This window comes from Ottowia thiooxydans DSM 14619 (assembly GCF_000422885.1).
GTDB classification, from domain to species: Bacteria; Pseudomonadota; Gammaproteobacteria; order Burkholderiales; family Burkholderiaceae_C; genus Ottowia; species Ottowia thiooxydans.
Genome location: NZ_KE383943.1, coordinates 407,121 through 424,401, shown reverse-complemented (window position 1 = coordinate 424,401; position 17,281 = coordinate 407,121). Strand labels below are relative to the sequence as shown.

General features: G+C 58.3%; 19 protein-coding genes. 14 read left to right on the top strand and 5 right to left on the bottom strand.

Features of this window, described 5'->3' with window-relative positions; all coding sequences use genetic code 11:
- The first annotated feature begins 20 nt into the window (after positions 1 to 20).
- The 5 genes from G518_RS0131230 (at position 21) to G518_RS0131210 (ending at position 4,629) form a co-directional block, all read left to right on the top strand.
- Positions 21 to 779: an IclR family transcriptional regulator gene (locus tag G518_RS0131230; protein WP_084652419.1), complete on the top strand. Its 759-nt coding sequence runs from the start codon at positions 21 to 23 to the stop codon at positions 777 to 779.
- 108 nt (positions 780 to 887) lie between these two features.
- Positions 888 to 1,802, top strand: a complete 915-nt coding sequence (locus tag G518_RS0131225; protein WP_084652417.1) for a LysR family transcriptional regulator — start codon at positions 888 to 890, stop codon at positions 1,800 to 1,802.
- Between the two features lie 81 nt (positions 1,803 to 1,883).
- Positions 1,884 to 3,236 (top strand): acyclic terpene utilization AtuA family protein, encoded by a 1,353-nt coding sequence (locus tag G518_RS0131220; RefSeq protein WP_028605822.1) that lies wholly within the window; start codon positions 1,884 to 1,886, stop codon positions 3,234 to 3,236.
- Positions 3,233 to 3,601 carry an AtuA-related protein gene (locus G518_RS0131215; RefSeq protein WP_028605821.1) on the top strand — a complete coding sequence of 123 codons (369 nt, stop codon included), beginning with the start codon at positions 3,233 to 3,235 and terminating at the stop codon, positions 3,599 to 3,601. Before G518_RS0131220 ends, G518_RS0131215 begins: the two co-directional genes overlap by 4 nt.
- 50 nt (positions 3,602 to 3,651) lie before the next feature.
- A complete protein-coding gene (locus G518_RS0131210) occupies positions 3,652 to 4,629 on the top strand; it encodes a Bug family tripartite tricarboxylate transporter substrate binding protein (protein WP_028605820.1) in 978 nt (325 codons plus the stop codon).
- A 1-nt stretch (position 4,630) separates the two neighbouring features.
- Here the strand turns inward: G518_RS0131210 and G518_RS0131205 are convergent, their stop codons facing one another.
- From G518_RS0131205 to G518_RS0131195, 3 genes are all read right to left on the bottom strand, one after another.
- Positions 4,631 to 6,013, bottom strand: coding sequence for an MmgE/PrpD family protein (locus tag G518_RS0131205; protein WP_028605819.1), 1,383 nt, complete (start codon positions 6,011 to 6,013; stop codon positions 4,631 to 4,633).
- Positions 6,014 to 6,112: 99 nt separating this feature from the next.
- On the bottom strand, positions 6,113 to 6,970 hold the full coding sequence (locus G518_RS37835; RefSeq protein ID WP_036596653.1) for a Rossmann-like and DUF2520 domain-containing protein: 858 nt from the start codon (positions 6,968 to 6,970) through the stop codon (positions 6,113 to 6,115).
- A gap of 30 nt (positions 6,971 to 7,000) precedes the next feature.
- Positions 7,001 to 7,330 carry a hypothetical protein gene (locus G518_RS0131195; protein ID WP_028605818.1) on the bottom strand — a complete coding sequence of 110 codons (330 nt, stop codon included), beginning with the start codon at positions 7,328 to 7,330 and terminating at the stop codon, positions 7,001 to 7,003.
- Positions 7,331 to 7,599: 269 nt separating this feature from the next.
- Between G518_RS0131195 and G518_RS38965 the strand changes: the two genes are divergently transcribed.
- From G518_RS38965 to G518_RS0131180, 3 genes are all read left to right on the top strand, one after another.
- Positions 7,600 to 7,941, top strand: a complete 342-nt coding sequence (locus tag G518_RS38965) for a hypothetical protein (RefSeq protein WP_051237601.1) — start codon at positions 7,600 to 7,602, stop codon at positions 7,939 to 7,941.
- A 167-nt stretch (positions 7,942 to 8,108) separates the two neighbouring features.
- The gene (locus tag G518_RS37825; protein ID WP_036596651.1) at positions 8,109 to 9,104 is read left to right on the top strand and encodes a Bug family tripartite tricarboxylate transporter substrate binding protein; all 996 of its coding nucleotides are present in this window, start codon (positions 8,109 to 8,111) and stop codon (positions 9,102 to 9,104) included.
- Positions 9,101 to 10,087 (top strand): TauD/TfdA family dioxygenase, encoded by a 987-nt coding sequence (locus G518_RS0131180; RefSeq protein ID WP_028605817.1) that lies wholly within the window; start codon positions 9,101 to 9,103, stop codon positions 10,085 to 10,087. Before G518_RS37825 ends, G518_RS0131180 begins: the two co-directional genes overlap by 4 nt.
- A 79-nt stretch (positions 10,088 to 10,166) precedes the next feature.
- Here the strand turns inward: G518_RS0131180 and G518_RS37820 are convergent, their stop codons facing one another.
- A complete protein-coding gene (locus G518_RS37820; protein ID WP_036596648.1) occupies positions 10,167 to 11,006 on the bottom strand; it encodes an IclR family transcriptional regulator in 840 nt (279 codons plus the stop codon).
- Between the two features lie 142 nt (positions 11,007 to 11,148).
- Here G518_RS37820 and G518_RS0131165 point away from each other — a divergent pair, with 142 nt between their 5' ends.
- Together G518_RS0131165 and G518_RS0131160 are read left to right on the top strand one after the other, a co-directional pair.
- Positions 11,149 to 12,186: a TRAP transporter substrate-binding protein gene (locus G518_RS0131165; protein ID WP_084652415.1), complete on the top strand. Its 1,038-nt coding sequence runs from the start codon at positions 11,149 to 11,151 to the stop codon at positions 12,184 to 12,186.
- Between the two features lie 13 nt (positions 12,187 to 12,199).
- Positions 12,200 to 12,889, top strand: coding sequence for a hypothetical protein (locus G518_RS0131160; RefSeq protein ID WP_028605815.1), 690 nt, complete (start codon positions 12,200 to 12,202; stop codon positions 12,887 to 12,889).
- Between the two features lie 34 nt (positions 12,890 to 12,923).
- Here the strand turns inward: G518_RS0131160 and G518_RS0131155 are convergent, their stop codons facing one another.
- On the bottom strand, positions 12,924 to 13,706 hold the full coding sequence (locus tag G518_RS0131155) for an IclR family transcriptional regulator (RefSeq protein ID WP_028605814.1): 783 nt from the start codon (positions 13,704 to 13,706) through the stop codon (positions 12,924 to 12,926).
- Between the two features lie 181 nt (positions 13,707 to 13,887).
- On the opposite strand from G518_RS0131155, the gene G518_RS0131150 reads away from it, so the two are divergent.
- The 4 genes from G518_RS0131150 to G518_RS0131135 all read left to right on the top strand — a co-directional run bounded on the left by G518_RS0131150 (position 13,888) and on the right by G518_RS0131135 (position 17,277).
- On the top strand, positions 13,888 to 14,886 hold the full coding sequence (locus G518_RS0131150; RefSeq protein ID WP_028605813.1) for a TRAP transporter substrate-binding protein: 999 nt from the start codon (positions 13,888 to 13,890) through the stop codon (positions 14,884 to 14,886).
- 19 nt (positions 14,887 to 14,905) lie between these two features.
- Positions 14,906 to 15,346 (top strand): type II 3-dehydroquinate dehydratase, encoded by a 441-nt coding sequence (locus G518_RS0131145; protein ID WP_028605812.1) that lies wholly within the window; start codon positions 14,906 to 14,908, stop codon positions 15,344 to 15,346.
- Between the two features lie 69 nt (positions 15,347 to 15,415).
- Positions 15,416 to 16,000: a TRAP transporter small permease gene (locus tag G518_RS0131140; RefSeq protein WP_028605811.1), complete on the top strand. Its 585-nt coding sequence runs from the start codon at positions 15,416 to 15,418 to the stop codon at positions 15,998 to 16,000.
- Positions 15,997 to 17,277 carry a TRAP transporter large permease subunit gene (locus tag G518_RS0131135; RefSeq protein WP_028605810.1) on the top strand — a complete coding sequence of 427 codons (1,281 nt, stop codon included), beginning with the start codon at positions 15,997 to 15,999 and terminating at the stop codon, positions 17,275 to 17,277. The genes G518_RS0131140 and G518_RS0131135 overlap by 4 nt, the downstream gene beginning before the upstream one ends.
- Positions 17,278 to 17,281 lie beyond the last annotated feature (4 nt).

Here is a 17,281-nt window from a genome sequence, read left to right as displayed (position 1 = left end):
CCGTCAACTAAGGCAAAACCATGATTCGCCGTGCTTCCTCGTCCGCAGACACCCCCATCGACACGGCATCGCGCCCCACCCCTCCCATTGGCGTACTGGAGCGCGGGATCTCCGTTCTCGAAGCGTTCAGCGAAGATCGTTTGCGCCTGTCATTGCGCGAGCTCGCTGATCGCACAGGCCTGGACAAAGCCACGCTTTTGCGGTTGCTTGGCGTGCTGGTGAAAGCGCGCATGGTCCAACGCTCTGAAAGCGGCCACTACTCGCCAGGCCCTGCCCTCCTGCACATGGGCATGCTCTATCGAAACAGCTTCGATCTGGGAAGTCGCCTGCAGCCGGTGCTCCACGCTGTGATGCAGCGCACGGGAGAAACCACCGCCTTCTATGTGCGCAGCGGCGATGAACGCGTCTGTCTTTATCGAGAGATCACGCACAACGAAGTTCGCCACCATGTGGAGCCTGGCACCCGCCGCGACCTGGCTTCAGGCGGCGCTTCCGCCCATATCCTGCTGCACTACACCGGTTCGCCCACACCTCATATCAGGCAGATTCAGGAGCAAGGCTTTGTGCTCACCCGAGCCGAGCGCGTGCCCGAAATGGCATCCATTGCATTGCCGGTGTTTGAAGGGGATGGCCAGTTCCTGGGAGCACTGGTGGTGATTGGCCTGGCCTCGCGGCACCCCGAGGCTGCACAGCTATCAGGCGTGGCCTATGCGCGCGAGCAACTGGCGCAGCATGGCTTTCTGACACAATCATCAACGGATGTACGCCCCGGGCCTTGATGAGTACCTGCATGGCGCACACCTCGCACCAAGGCGTCGAGTTCCGAGCCCCACGCAGAAGTCCAGCGTTGATGGGATACCTGTTCAAGCATATCGCCTCACCTCCAGATGGATATCTCAACCCGACACATGCGGGCATTCCTGACTTTGGTGGAATACCGCAATTTCACGAAAGCAGCCAAGGCCTTCTGTCTGTCACAACCAGCCTTCAGCGCCATGGTGCGCTCGACGGAAACCACTCTCGGTGTTGAGCTGGTAGACCGCTCCAGTCCACAGTTTCAACTGACATCTGCAGGCGAGCATTTCGCCGAGATCGCCAATACTTCATTGGCGCATTTCGACAGGCACATTCGCGAATTCCAAGCTCGTTCGCTGGCAACGGAGATAGTAACGATCGCCGCGATGGTGACGCTCAGCTATGGATTCCTGCCTCCCATATTGGCGGATTTTCAATCCAAAAACTCAAAAGCGCAGCTGGACCTGCGAGTCGCTCATCCACTCGAGTGCATTGAACTGGTCAATGCCAGAAAGGCTGATTTTGCCGTGACGGCCATTGACTCACTGCCAAGCCATTTATTCGCCGAGCATTTGTTTCGTGAACCCTTCGAATTGCTCTGCCGGTCTGACCATCCCCTGGCGAGCTTGCATCAGATCGAACTGCGCCACCTCACCGCTTATCCATTCGTTCACTACGGCCAGGGGCGCATGACAAGGCGACTCATAGACGCCGCGCTTTACCCCGATCAACTTCAGCTTGCGCACGAGGTCGACCATATCCATACGATTCGTGCACTGGTCGAAAGTGGTGGTGGCATCAGTGTCATTCCAGTGAGCCTTCGACAGCATTTTGTCGGCTCTGCGCTGGTATTGCGCCCCATTGCCAATGGCGCCCTATCGCGCGATATCGCGCTGGTTTTTCATAGAACCCACCCGCCGTCGCCCATGGCCAGGTCCTTGGCGACCCACATCCGGGAAGTCGCACTATCCGAATCTGAAAAACGAATCGGCTCATCTGAATCTTGAGTTGGACAGGTTCAGGAGGCGCTCCTAAAGTGAGGGAATGACGCCACCCTGCTTATCTGACCTGCCTTTCGGGCCTTCGCAATGAAGCCCGTAGACCCCGTGCTGATTGGCGCTGCATCCGCATTCTCTGGTGATCGCTGGGATGCCGCACCACCCGTCGTCGACACCCTGATTCGACGCCAACGACCTTCGTTTCTGATTTACGAAACGCTGGCAGAACGCACGCTTGCGCTGGGACAACTCGCCAAGCGCAAACAGCCGGATGCCGGATACGACCCATGGCTTGAGCAGATTCTGCAGCCCGTGCTTGCGCGCTGCCTGGCGCACAAAATCCGTATTGTCGGCAACTTCGGCTCCGCCAACCCCCGGGCTGCCGCGCTCCGGATTCGAGAGATGGCCAAAGAATCAGGTTTGGCCCCACCGCGAATCGCGGTGGTTATCGGTGACGACGTCTCCGGCATTGAACATCGGCCTGTTTTTCGCCAAGCGTTGGGCTCGGCGTTCAATGAAAGCCGTATGGTTGCGGCCAACGCCTACCTAGGGGCTGACAGCATTGCGGATGCCATTCAGGATGGAGCGGACATCGTGGTGACAGGGCGAGTCGCGGACTCCTCCCTCACGCTAGGTCCTCTGCTTGCCCACTATGGCTGGCGACGAGACGACTGGACTCGCCGAGCTCGCGGGCTCATGGCTGGCCATTTGCTGGAATGCGGGACACAGATCACGGGAGGGTATTTTGCCGACCCTGGTTTCAAGGATGTCCCCGGCTTGGATCGACTGGGCTACCCGATCCTCGAAATCGACGAGCACGGCGATTGCGTGATTGGCAAAGCGGATGAGACGGGCGGGTTCGTGACGCCGGCCACCGTCAAGGAACAGCTTCTGTACGAAATCGACGATCCGAGCGCCTATGTCGCACCGGATGGAATCGCTGATCTCACTCAATGCTCGGTGGAAGACTTGGGCGCAGATCGAGTCCAACTGCGCGGCATACGAGGCCGCCCCTGGCCGGAACAATTGAAGGTATTGGTATGCCAGGAAGGCGGCTGGCTTGGAGAAGGTGAAATCTCGTATGCAGGGCCGCGAGCAGAAGCGCGGGCGCGGCTCGCGGCAGACATCGTTCGACAACGGATGGGGCACTTGCTGGATTTGCGGATAGACCTCATCGGCGTCATGAGCATCCTGGCGGATGATCGAGGCCACAGCTTGGCCGCCCTCCCACCGACGCATGCTTGCGACGTTCGCTTGCGCATTGCTGGCGTGCATGACGACCAATCCATTGCTGATCGCATCGGGCGTGAAGTGACGGCGCTTTATACCTGCGGGCCAGCAGGAGGCGGCGGTGTGCGCACCTCCTTGCGTAGCCGGCTCGACACACTCCCCTGCTTCTTGCCACGCACGGCTGTTCCCTCCACCTACGAGATGCTGCAATGACCAGCCCAACCATCGAAGTTCCGCTGTACCGTGTGGCGCATGGCCGGGCAGGTGACAAAGGAAACCGCTCGAACATCAGCCTCATCGCATGGGCCCCTGCGCTCTACGAGACACTGGTCGCCGAAGTCACGCCGGAGCGGGTACGCGATGTGTTCGCCGCCCGCAAGCCCAGCGCGGTGCGGCGCTACCTGCTGCCGAACCTGCATGCCATGAATTTTGTTCTTGATGACGTCCTGGACGGCGGCGTCAACCGGTCTATGAATCTGGACTCGCATGGCAAGAGCCTGTCGTTCCTGCTGCTGGACATGCGCATCACGGTTCCAGGCCATCAGATCGAACTGCTGCGCGGCCAAGACTCCCCATAGGCTGTACCTGCCGCACTCGGTTGCATTGATTTTGATTATCAGGAGACAAAATGAAAAGACGCCATTTTTTCCCGGCAACGGCCGCCATGTACTTGAGCGCGACAACACTGCAGGCTCAGCCGGCAAGCGCCCGAAACTTCCCCGAAAAGCCCATCCGCCTGTTGGTCCCGTTTTCTGCGGGAAGCGGCACCGATCAATTGGCTCGCGCCATTGCACAGGCGATCACTGCGGAAATCAAGGTACCTGTCCTGGTGGAAAACCGCGCCGGAGCTGCCGGAATGTTGGCGGTACAGAGCGTGGCGACCTCACCGAACGACGGATACACCCTGTTGATCGGAGGTACCACGACACATGCGGCGAATGAGTTCCTCTACAAAAAGCTGCCCTACGACCCCGTCAAGGATTTTTCGCCCATCACCACCCTGGGGCAGGGTTGGCAGGTGTTGATCGTCAACAAGGACCTTCCTGTTAAAACCGTCGCGGAGTTGATCGAGTATGCGGGCAAGAATCCGGGCAAACTTAATTTCGCCAGCGGCAGCTCCGGAAGCCGTGTAGGCAGCGAAGCCTTTCTACAGAAGGCGAACCTGAAGATGACTCACATCCCCTACAAGGGAAATCCGCTGGCCATTGCCGATTTGATGGCAGGCCAAACGCAGATGATGGTGGTTGACACCGGTACAGCGATTCCGTTCATCAACGACGCAAGAGTACGCGCGCTGGCCGTCACGAACGCGCAAAGATCGCCTTTGCTGCCAGATGTTCCCCCCATCGCGGACACGTTCCCAGGCTACAACGTCACGCACTGGTTCGGGGTATGGGGGCCTGCCAATCTACCGGCAGATATCAAGCAACGGCTCAATGAACTATTCGCACGTGCCGCCAAGAGTGCATCTGCCGACGCGGCGTTCTACAAGCCCAGCGGGACTGCGTCGTCCACCTCCAGCCCCGAAGAAATGGCACGATTCCAGGCCAGCGAAGCCAAAAAATACGGTGAGATTATTCGAGGCGCAGGGATACAGCCGGAGTAGCCTAGCTCACGAAAAGCAAGGGGTCAGGATTGCAGCGTTCATCGTCACGCGCCGGATCGGCAAACGCCTCACACCAGGTTGTGACGCGGGCCGCCGTGGCATCGCTCATCGCGGGCGCGAAAGCCCGCATGCGCTGCTGCAATTGATCCCAACTAAAGGGGTCTTCCGGATCACCGCGGCGAAGCTCGCGCTTGGCAGTCAGACGCCGGCCGTTTTTAAGCGCAACACTCACCTCCGCGGGCCGCCGCTCCGGAAAACTCTTCTGGAACTCTTCGCTTGTCGTGACTCGAATTTTCTCGCCGAGGGCTATCAACGCCGGGTTGGCCAAATCAGGGGCTTCCATCTCATCAATGCCCAAGCGCCCCTTCAACAACAAAGCGCTTAGAACGTAGCGCAGGCTGAATGGTGTCTCTGATGCTCTCACAGGCCAGCCCACCCCAGCGATCTTGAGCGCATGGGGGAAAATCGTGACATCAATCACCTCAACATCTGAGGCCACGAAATGGTGTTCGTCCATCAGCGCCCGCATCGCATCCAGCGGCGTGAAGATTTGAGCGCAACTGGGCCACGCCTTGATAGTGGTCGTGTTGAGCCGGTCACCCTCATGCAGACCAAGGCCATCGCCCACATCGATGGCAGAAAGAGGCCCCTCCCCTGCCAGCAGGGCATACATGCCTCGCTTACCAGTAAAGAAAGCTCGAGCGCCCGGTAGCCCAGCTTGCGCAGCCCATGCGGCCATCATGCCGTTTCGAACAGCAAAGCCCGGGTGCAAGGATTTGGACTCATGCGCATCGTCGTCGACCAACTGCCATAAGCCGGCAGATTGAGTAGCTGCAATGCCAAGGGCATGATGCAATTGCTCCGTTGGAAGCCCGAGGGTGACTGCAGTGGCCGCAGCCGCTCCCACCGCCCCCGCAGTGGCCGTGGCATGAAATAAGGATGCGTGTCGCGTGCCCAGCGCCTCACCGAGGCGCAACGAAACTTCATAGCCCGCCACCATCCCCGCAATGGCTTGGCGCCGCGTGAGAGATCCTTCGGCCGCAAGCGCCAGCACTGGAGAGATGGAAACCACCCCTGGGTGAAGCATGGCGGCGCGGTGCGCGTCATCAATCTCCCGCAAGTGGGCGATGGCTGCATTGGCAAAACCCGCGCCAAGTGGGGAGAGCGCGCCTGCGCCGAATACCGGCGAATTCCCAAGGCCAGGAAACGCGGCGGTTGCCACAGCGCGGTAAGGTGCGGCCAAAGCCATTGCGCTACCAGACCATCCGGCGGTGAACCAATCCAGCAGGGCCTGCGCCACACGCTGGCGGGTATCGGCAGGAACTGTACGGTTGGACTGAGCTTTCAGATGAGCGACCAACGAGTCTTCAGCAAGCGTTGTCATTATTTTATTCAATGAAATTTCTTTCATTGTATGAAATAACAATCCCCTTTGGCAAACAACGCTCGGCGTCCGGCGTGCCGAATCAAGCTCTCACAGGCTTCAGGATTCGCGCAAGGTCTTGTCCAGTCGTTCGAGCACGGCGTTATCCAGATGCCCTTTGTCTCTAGCGAGCCTCAACTGCCGCATGGAAACGCTGCGATAGAAATCCACAGTGTCTTCACCCAGCTCGGCCAGTTCACGCAAATGCAGGGCAACCACTGACGCATCGCCTCTGGAGATCGGCCCCGCCATCGCACCTGCCAAACCTTTGGCAGTGGCGGCGTCCAAGGTGCCACGTGTCAAAGGAAGCAGCGCCGCGAGCGCCTCTTGATCGCTCACGCCAAAGCTATTCCACAGGTCACACGCCTCCCGAAGCAAAGAGAGCATGAAGCTTGCGGCGTAGTTCGTCGCAGCGTGATAGCGGCCCCGAGCGCCTGGCGGTAGCTTGATCACGCGGTAACCTACCGCCGCTGCAAGCCTGTTCAGTTCGAGCTCCAAAGAGCCTTCAGCTTCTATTGCCACGCTACTGCCCGCAACGCGTGGCAATGCAATGGTGGGATCGGAAAAAATCTGCAACGGGTGGAACCCACCTACCGCAGCGCCCTGCACGGCTGCGGGTTCCAGCACCGAAACCTCACTCGCCCCACTGCAGTGAACCACACACTGGTCTTGGCGCCAATTCACTTGGCGAACCACAGTGCCGATGGCGTCATCAGACACTGTGATGAAGACAAGATCCGCCATATCAGCCGCTTGTTGTGGCGTCTCGCAAACCTTGCAGGCACCAGCCATAGTCGCAAGCGATTCAGCAGCAGGCCTTGAACGATTGAAGACCGCCACGACTTCGATTTCGGTGCGGTGAAACGCGGCGGCCAACGTCTGGGCGAGTCGGCCCGCACCAACGAATGCGATTTTCATGGAGTCTTCATGAGGAGGGTGCAATGGAAGTCAGCTCCCGTATCGCGCCCCCCGAAAGCCATTGTTTTTCTGAAGCGAGTCAGATGCAGAGCCCAACTGATCATCCAACTCGGCCAGTGCTGAATCACTGATGACTGACGAGACAGCAGACACACTGCTAACAGGAGAGTTGGAGAGCGCAAGGTAGCCATCAGCAAACAAGCCGTCCATCACAAGCATGGTACCGGTACCCAGCCAGCTGACTATCTGCTGGCGCGAGCGCTTCCCATCGCACAGGATCAACACGCGCCGTTGGCTCATGGATAAGCTGGATCGATCAGACAATGCTTCGCGCGCTTTGGTCGTTTTGATCAACTTCATGGCAAGTACATCTCCAGAGTTTCGTCAGAGCCTGGCCCCTACTCTGCCAGCCCGGAACGCAATTGACCAGTTAGAAAGTACTCATGATCTTAGAGCGTTGGGAAAAGCGCAAACCGGGTTGACAACGAGAGAATTTGCTGCGTTGGCATGAGCACGAAGACGCGGTTTTATGGACCAGCATTAACGCAACAGCACATTAAACTGGAGATGCTGACACCGAAATGTGTCCAGGTCCCTAAACCCTTTACCCAAGCAGTGGCAAACATCTAATGAAATATTCCATCATTGCCTGCCTGGTTGCTGGCGCGCTAGGATTGCTCAGCATGGGTGCCTTGGGCTTCGGGCTCTACTACCTTACCTATCCGTTGCACTACCCACTCTTTGGGGACATCAACGACTGGAAGGGAAAGGACCTTTTTTGGCCTTCCGTTATCTGGGCCGGCATGCTCTGGTCCGCTAGCTTTCTTCTCGCCGGATTCAACGATGTCAAGCTTAAAAGAACCCAGGCCAGCAAGACCAAACGCGTTTTGGTTTATGGGGTGATTCTTTGGTTAGGAGCAGGTGCGGTCTGGATATTCGTTGCGCTCACTTCAGGGTTCGAGTTTCCCTGAAAGATTGTCTCGCGATGCCGTGGGGTACCTCGCTCAATTGCTTGGATCCAGCTCACGATCCAAGAATGGAACCTACAAAACGGCATAAGCAAAATCAGATTTAGTCGTTTGAACTGGCCCATCGGCGCTTGAAAATTTCCTATTTTCAAGTCATCGATAGACCTGCCATGCCTTACGTTCGCCGCGATGTTCTTCGCTTTTCCTTGGCCGCTTTGCTCCCAAGCGTCACAGCATTCTCCCCCTCCCTGGCCGCTGAAACCTACCCCGTCCGCCCAGTCACTCTCGTGGTGCCCTATGCCCCCGGTGGAGCCGCCGACCTACTGGCTAGAGCTGTGGGGAAAGCGCTTGCTGAGCGCTGGGGAAAGGCCGTGGTCATTGAAAACAAACTCGGGGCTTCCGGCCAGATCGGAACCGAGTACGTAGGTCAAGCCAAAGGCGACCCCTACAAACTCGTCCTGGGCACCCAGGCTGCTTTCGCCGTGCTCCCCACACTCAACAAACGAGAGGACTTCAACCTGGACACGGGCTTTACCCCCATCACACAGCTCATCCGCATGCCCTCGGTGCTGCTAGTGCCGAAAAGCCTGAACATAGACTCCGTTAAAGATCTTGTGGCCTACCTGAGGGCCGCCCCACCCGGCAAGTACGCCTACTCCTCCAATGGCGTGGGCACTTCTCAGCAACTCATTGCAGCGGCCTTCTTCGACCAGGTCGGTTTACAGCTGACTCATGTGCCATACGCTGGAAGCACACAGGCCCTGACGGCACTGGCCTCGGGCGATCAAATCGTGGTGAGCGTGGACAACATTCCTTCCGCGCGTGCTTTCATACAGTCAGGAAAAGTAAAGGTGCTTGCGGTCACTACCGCCGCACGCGTAGACCAGTACCCCGACGTACCGACGCTCGCAGAATCAGGCGTCAAAGGGTTCGACCAATCCACCTGGATGGGCCTGATGGCACCTGCCAACATCCCCGCAGAGACTCAGCATTTTCTGAACCAGGAGGTCCTGGCCGTACTAGGTGAGAGCGAAGTACGCGGCGCACTTCAGAAGCTCGGATTCATCCCGGTGGGCAACAGCCCGGAGCAGTTCCGCGAGTTTGTGAGAAGCGAGCGCAGCGCCTTCAAGACACTGCTAGCCAAGATTGACGCTGGCCAACGATGAGTACCATTGCTGGAACCGAGAACGGCGCCTGGACGCGCGACACCCTGTCGCGCAACCAATGGCTGGTGCCGCTGCCCGCCGAATGCTGGAACGAGTTGGAGACGGCTGTTCACGAGACCGCTGGCCGACAAACGCCCGTTCATGAGCTCTCTGCGGAACACTTCTCTTTGACGCAATGCCGCGTCTTCGCTTCCAACCTGCGCCGCCAATATCTGGACGCGGGCCCGAAGTTTGCAGTCGTCGACCGCTTGCCGGTCGAGCGCTTCAGCAAAGATGAACTCACGCGGGCGTACTGGCTCCTGGCCAGTCTGGTGTCACGCCCGGTGCAGCAAACCTACGGCGGCACCATGCTGTTCCATGTGCGTGACGAAGGAGTGGGATCTCAAATGAAGCCAGGCTCAGGTATCCGAGCCACCATCACCAATCTGGATCTCAATTTTCATAACGACAACTGCTTCAATACTGTCATGCCGGATTACGTAGGCTTGCTTTGCCTGCGTGCGGCGAGAACCGGCGGCTTATCCAAAGCGGTGAGCTTTCACACCTTGCATGAATTACTCGCGCAAGAAAATCCCGATCTCTTGGAGCGGCTTTATGAACCTATCTGGTGGGACCGTCACCGCGAATTCGGCCCTGACGAACTACCCTACGTCGCCAACCCGGTCTTTGAAGATGACGAGCAGGGGCGCCCCCTGGCGCGCTATTCCACCTACAACATCCGCGGCGGATACAAGTTGCGCGAAGAAGCTCTGGATGACCGCCTTGAGCTGGCCATGGCAAAGCTGGCTGAACTGTTCTCACAAGCAGATCTGCAATCGAACTTCATGATGGAGCCAGGACAAATCCAGTTCGTGAACAATCGCAGCATTGGTCATGCGCGCACGGACTTCGTGGACGATGCCGTAGATCCTGACCACAAGCGGCATCTCGTTCGGCTGTGGCTCCGCGATCGAGGCTCAGTTCAATATGAAGGCACGGCATAGCACGCTCGTACATCCACTTAGCGCGCTCGTAGCCCGCTTTGACGAGCTTTAGGGCGCCTGCGTTCAGCCTGGTGGGTTCTTATGAACCTCGGCGCGGACTCTGCTTGGGCTTGGCCGGCGCATTACCCCAAGTCCCCGCGTTAGCTGACTTCAGCAACGGGGAAGCATCGCCCGTAATACCCAACTCCTCCGTCGCAGCCAGCAGTGCGGGACCAAACTGCTGCATCCGCTTAGCGGTAAGCCGCATGGCAGGGCCGGCGATCACGATCACGCCGGTGGCCGGGCCGCCCTTGCGCTGCACAGGGGCTGCCATGGAACTCATGCCCGGCGCATAAGACTCTTCGATCACGCTGTAACCACGCTCGCGGTGCTCATCCAGAAGCTTCAGCAATGCGCGCAATGAGGTGGGAGCGGCTGGACCGTAGTGGCGCGGCTGGCCCAGACCCTGGCGCGTAACGTATTCGATGGCCAGGTCTTCTGGCAGGGTCATCAGCCAAGCCTGCCCGGCAGCGCTGCAGGACAGGCGCAGATCAATCCCCATATCTGGGTCATAGCGCAGGCCCGAGCGTGCGCCCTGCGCCTTGGCCATCAGTGTCAGTCTTTCTCCATCGACGATGGCCAGACGCACCAACTCCTCAGTGGTTTGCGCCAGCCGGTTGATGACGGGCTGGGCAATATCAACCACGCCCGATTTGCTCATGAAGCTCATCCCCATCGACGCCATTTTGGTGGTGAGTGCGTAGTCGCCACGCGTAGGGAGTTGGCGCACGTAGCCAAAGCGGATCAGCTCCTGCAAGGTGCGGTGGCATCCGCTGCGCAACTGGTTCAGATCAGTGGCAATCTGGACCAATTGAGCGCCATCTGGGTAATCAACGAGGTATTCAAGCACTGCCAGCGACTTCTCCAATGCACCGCTCATGGTCTGCCTTTCAGAGCTTTCAAAATTTGAAAGATATCAAAAAGTTGAAAGCCTTTCAAGAAAATGTCAGGATCGCCCCATCCCGCGTTTTCATATTGATTTACCGAGAACGCGATTTCCATTCAAAAAGCCAGGAGACAACATGATCAATTCCCGCCCATTTCGTCACGCGCGCCGCGCTTTGCTCACCATGATCAGCGCCGCTGCCCTGCTCGGCGCCACCACGGCTGCGCAAGCGCAAGACATCAAAGAACGCAACCTGCGCTTCGCCTTCAGTTTGGCCAAGGATCACCCACTGGGCATGGGTGCGCAAAAATTTGCCGACGCTGTGGCGAGCAAGAGTGGCGGCAAGATGAAGGTCACGTTGTTCCCCAATGCGGTGCTGGGCGGAGACCCACAGAACCTGGCTTCGGTGCGCGGTGGCACACTGGACTTCACATCCATGGCCACCGGCCTTATCGCCTCCATCGACAAGCGCTTCATGGTGTTCGATCTTCCCTTCCTGTTCAACAACGCGCAGGAGGCCTACGCCATTGCAGATGGCCCTGTAGGCACGCAAATGCTGGCAGATCTGGCCAAGCATGACGCCATAGGTCTGGGTATCTGGGATCTGGGCTTCCGCCATATGACCAACAGCCGCCGGCCCATCACTCGCTTCGAAGATGTGCAGGGCCTGAAAATCCGCGTGATTGCTTCGCCCATCTTCATTGATCTGTTCAACACACTGGGGGCCAACCCCGTTCCCATGACCTTTGGTGAGGTCTATGGAGCGCTGGAGTCGCGCGCCATAGATGGCCAAGACAATCCTGTGGCGGTCATTGAATCAGCCAAGTTTGCAGAGGTGCAGAAGTTCCTTTCGCTCACACGGCACGTCTATACAGGCATGCCGTTTCTCATGAGCAAGAAAACCTGGGATGGCATGTCAGCCGCGGAACGCAACATCATTCGAGCTGCCGCAGATGAAGCCAAACTGGAAGAGCGCAAGCTCACTCTGCAGAAGGAAGGTCAATCTGTGGACGCGCTGCGCAAACTCATGCAGGTCAATGAGGTGAGTGCGGAGGAGGTGGCCCGTCTGCGCCAGAAAGTGCAGCCTGTGACCGTCAAATTCACCAAGGAAATTGGTGAAAGCGTAGTTCAGCAGGTGAACACCGAACTGGCACGCATCCGCAGCGCCAAGTAATTCAGGAGTTTGCATGGCAATGCGAGGAAAGGCCGCTTTGGCCATGTGGTGGGACATGGCAGCCCAAGCGCTCCCGGAGTTTGCGCACTGGCATGCTCACGAGCACTTCCCTGAGAGACTGGCGATCCCTGGCTTTCAGCGTGCGAGCCGCTGGGTCAGCGCTGATGGCGGCGAGGGCATATTCGTTCTGTACGAGCTGGAAAACCACGCCGTGTTAGGTTCACCTGACTATCTGGCGCGGCTGAATGCGCCCTCACCGTGGTCCGTGCGCATGATGCCGCACCACCGCCACATGGTGCGCAGCCAATGCCGCGTGATGGAGAGTTTTGGTGGCACCACCGCCAGGAAGGTTCTCACACTGCGCCTGTCCCCTCAAGCTGGCAGCGCACAGGCCCTGCAGGAAGCGCTGCGCACCTTGGGCGCCCGTGTCGCAGTTGCACCTGGCATGGCCGGCCTGCACCTGCTAAGGCATGAAGCGCCAGCCATTGCACAGACCGAGGAGCAGCGTGTACGCGGAGCCTCAGACCGCGTGGCGGACTGGGTGCTGTTGGCTTGCGCATACGACGCCGATGTATTGCAACAACTGTCTGATTCGGAACTCAGCGACTCAGCCTTGGAAGCCATGGGGGCCTGCACCGGAGTTGAGCGCGCCACCTATGCCCTGGCCTACTCGGCGACGCCTGCGGACATGGTTGATGCCTAAAGTCCTAGGTTGGAAACCTGAACGCTCCAAGCACTCAGCTGCGTGCTCGAAACAGCGCCGAGCCGCGGCTGGCGCGTGCTACGTCATTCGCGGCATCGACCAACACCGGTGCCAGCTCTTCCATTCGCGCCGCATTCAGCCTCACCACCGGGCCGGCAATGGTGACCACACCAATGGCGGCACCATTACGGCCACGCACCGGCGCGGCCATGGCGCTCATGCCAGGTGCAAACACCTCCTCAATGGTGCTGAAACCCCTTGCGCGCGCGCGATCAACAAAAGCCATCACACCCTTGATAGTGGTGGGCGCTTGTGGGCCGTAGTTCGTGGGGCTCCCCAAGCCCTTGCGCGCCACCAAAGCCATTGCCGCGTCTTCGGGCATGGTCGAAAGCCAAGCGTGGCCAGCAGCGCTGCACCACAGGGGCACCGACAAACCCATATCCGGGTCGTAACGAAGCCCATGGGTAGCGCCCTGCGCTTTGGCCACAAAAGTAAGCTCGTCACCATCCACTACACCCAAACGGATCAGCTCGCCCGAAGCTGTGGCCAATTGGTCCAGCAGGGGCTGCGCCACATCAACCACGCCGGAGTTGCTGAGGAAGGACAAGCCCATGGAAACCAATTTCATGGTCAGCACGTAATGGCCGTCCAACGGGTCCTGGCGCACATAACCGCCTTTTACCAACTCAGTGAGCAAGCGATGGCAGGCGGAAAGCGGGATGTCTTGCTCGCTCGCGATCGAGGACAGGGCGCACCCTTCAGGGTGGGCACTGAGGTGATCCAGAACCTTAAAGCTTCGTTCGAGCACGCTGCTCATCATGTCTCCTTGGGAATCTAAGTATGTGTTTACACAGCCACAGAGGCTTAGAAACTAACCGGAGACTGTAGCAAAAACAGCAGGGTATTCCATTATGGAAAAGTTTTCCACTTTCAATACGATCACATCCAGTTCAACGGCTTAGCCGCGCCTCTTCGTTCCTTCACCACTGGAGACCACCTTGAAACTCTTTAGCCGCCTTGCCGCCGCCAGCCTATGCGTGGCCGTCGCCTTCCCCGTATGGGCCCAGCAGGAGCGCGTGATCCGCTTCGGCCACCTCAACAACACAGACCATCCTGTGAGCTTCGGTGTGAAGCGCTTTTCCGAGCTTCTTGCCACCAAAAGCGGCGGCAAGATGAAAGTGCAAGAGTTCCCTGCCAACCAGCTGGGTAACGAGCAACAACAGCAATCAGCCTTGCAAGGCGGCGTGCAGCAGATGTATTCGCCAGCCACCACTTCGCTGGCCGGCATCGTCAAGGAATTCGGTGTGGTCGACTTCCCATTCGCCGTGAGTACCTTTGATCAGGCAGATGCCTTGTTGGATGGTCCGCTGGGCAAGGCTCTGATCGACAAACTGCCTGAGAAGGGTTTGGTCTCTCTGGGTTACTGGGATCTGGGCTTTCGCAATGTCACCAATAGCAAGCACCCCATCAACAAACCCGAAGACTTGGCGGGCCTGAAGATCCGCGTAATTCCCAATCCTGTTTTCCTGGACACCTTCAAGGCATTCAAAGCCAACCCCGTGCCCATGCCCTTTGCTGAGTTGTACGGTGCGCTCGAATCCAAAGCCGTAGACGGCCAGGAAAATCCCTTCGCCGTGATCTTGTCAAACAAGTTCTACGAAGTTCAGAAGTTCGTGAGTGCAACCAACCACGTCTATGCAGCCAACATCATCCTTGTCAGCAAGAAATTCTGGGACACGCTCACACCAGCTGAACAGAAATGGATGCAGGAAGCTGCTAACGAATCTCGCTCCTACCAGCGCCAAGTCAGCCGCGCCGCTGCTCAGAAATCCGTCGGCGAGCTGCAAGCCAAGGGCGCGCAATTCAACGTGGTGAGCCCGGCCGAACAAACACGCATGCGCCAGATCGCCCAACCCGTCATAGAAAAATTCGCTGCGCAGTATGACCCAGCTTTGGTCAAGCTCTACAACAGCGAACTGGCCCGCATCCGTAAGTAAAGCCGCAGGAAAAAGACTCATGAAACTGCTTGTACTGCACGGCCCCAACCTGAACCTGTTTGGGCGCCGAGAGCCACATATCTACGGCACCACCACGCTTGCGCAGATTGATGCTCGGATCGCCACGCTGGCTGAGGAGTTGGGTGTGGAGGTAGAAACCATCCAGTCGAACCACGAAGGCTCACTGGTCGATTTTCTGCATCTGCACATCGACAACGCACAGGGTGCGATGGTGAACCCTGCGGGGCTCACTCAGCATGGCGTATCGCTGCATGACGCTATCAAGGCCATGCCTTTTCCGGTGATTGAGGTGCATATGTCCAACATCGCCGCACGTGAGGCTTGGCGTACCCATTCCATCATTTCGCCTGCAGTGCGAGGAACCATACAGGGGCTGGGTCCGCAGTCTTACCTGGCGGCACTGCGCTCGCTGGTGGAGATCAACCGAGCGGCGGCTTAAGGGCTGAATGATCCACTGAAGACATGACTGCGCTCGCCTGTGAGCGCAGTTGGCGTTTGGAGCACGAAGATGAATAGATGGATTGATGGCGTCTGCCACGTAGTGGAGGCGTTAATCGCGCTGATGCTGGCAGTGATGGTAGTGCTGGTGTTCGGCAATGTGGTCCTGCGCTACGGCTTTAATTCGGGCATCACGATGTCCGAAGAAGTCTCGCGCTGGCTCTTCATCTGGATCACCTTCCTGGGCGCCATCGTGGCGCTCAAGGAGCATGCTCACCTTGGCGTTGACATGGTGGTGAACCGCCTGCCCGCCTGGGGCAAGAAAGCTTGCTATTTGATCAGCCATCTTCTGATGCTCTACATGCTGTGGCTGCTCTACCAAGGCAGCGTCACGCAGACTCGCATCAATTGGGATGTGCAAGCGCCGGTCACGGGCCTATCCATGGCCGTGGTCTATGTATCAGGCATCGTATTCGCGGTATGCGGGGGGTTTCTATTGTTGCTGGAGCTGTATCGCCTGCTGACCGGCCAGCTTTCCGAAGATCAGCTCGTGACGATTCAGGAATCCGAAGAAGCGGGTGTGCTCGCACAAGTGCTCGCGCCTCAGAACACATCAGACGGCCTTGATGGCCAGCACAAGAGGCCCCAGCCATGACCATCATCGTCTTCATCGGCTCCCTGCTTTTGGCCATGGCCATCGGCATGCCCATTGCCTTCGCCTTGCTGGCCAGCGGCGTAGCGCTCATGTGGCAGCTTGATTTGTTTGATGCCCAGATCCTCACACAAAACCTGATCGGCGGCGCAGACAGCTTCCCCCTGCTCGCGGTGCCATTTTTCATGCTGGCCGGCGAGATCATGAATGCCGGTGGTTTGTCCAAGCGCATTGTCAATCTGGCGCTGGCGCTGGTTGGGCACGTACGCGGCGGCCTCGGCTACGTGACCATCATGGCTGGCTGTTTGCTTTCAGCTCTGTCTGGTTCGGCAGTTGCGGATGCAGCAGCCCTCACTGCCCTTCTGCTGCCTATGATGGTCAGAGCCGGGCACGACAAAGCACGCGCCGGAGGTTTGATTGCAGCCACGGGAGTCATCGGACCGGTCATCCCGCCCAGCATTGGGTTGGTGATCTTTGGTGTGGCGGCCAACGTATCGATCTCCAAGCTCTTCATGGCGGCGATCGTTCCAGGCCTGATGATCGGCGGTGCGCTCTGGATTACCTGGGCCTGGCTGGTGCGGCGCGAAAAGATCGAACCACCTCCGCGTAAATCAGTCGGTGAAATCTGGGCTGCCGCGCGCGAGGCAGCGTGGGCCTTAATGCTTCCGATAATCATCCTCGTAGGTCTGCGCATGGGCGTGTTTACGCCTACCGAGGCAGCCGTGGTGGCCGCTGTATATGCTTTCTGCGTCGCCACGTTCGTCTACCGCGAACTGAGCTTTGCGGAGCTGTATAAGGTTTTCGTGGGCGCAGCGAAAACCAGCGCGGTGGTGATGTTCCTGATCGCTGCAGCCATGGTCAGCGCCTGGCTTATTACGGTGGCTGACCTTCCCTCCAAGGTGGTGGGCCTGCTCCAGCCGTTCCTGGACAACAAGATCTTGCTGATGATCATGATCATGCTGTTGGTCATGGCCGTGGGTACAGCCATGGACATGACACCCACGATTCTGATCCTGACACCGGTGCTGATGCCAGTGATCAAAGCCGCCGGGATAGACCCCGTTTACTTCGGCGTGATGTTCATCATTAACAATTCCATTGGGCTCATCACCCCGCCCGTAGGGGTCGTTCTAAACGTAGTGGCTGGGGTGGGCAAGATGAAGATGGACGACGTCACTCGTGGCGTCATGCCCTTCATGCTGGCCGAATTCGCAGTCATGTTCCTGATGGTGCTGTTCCCGCAACTCGTAACAGTACCTGCCAGTTGGTTTCACGGCTGAGCGA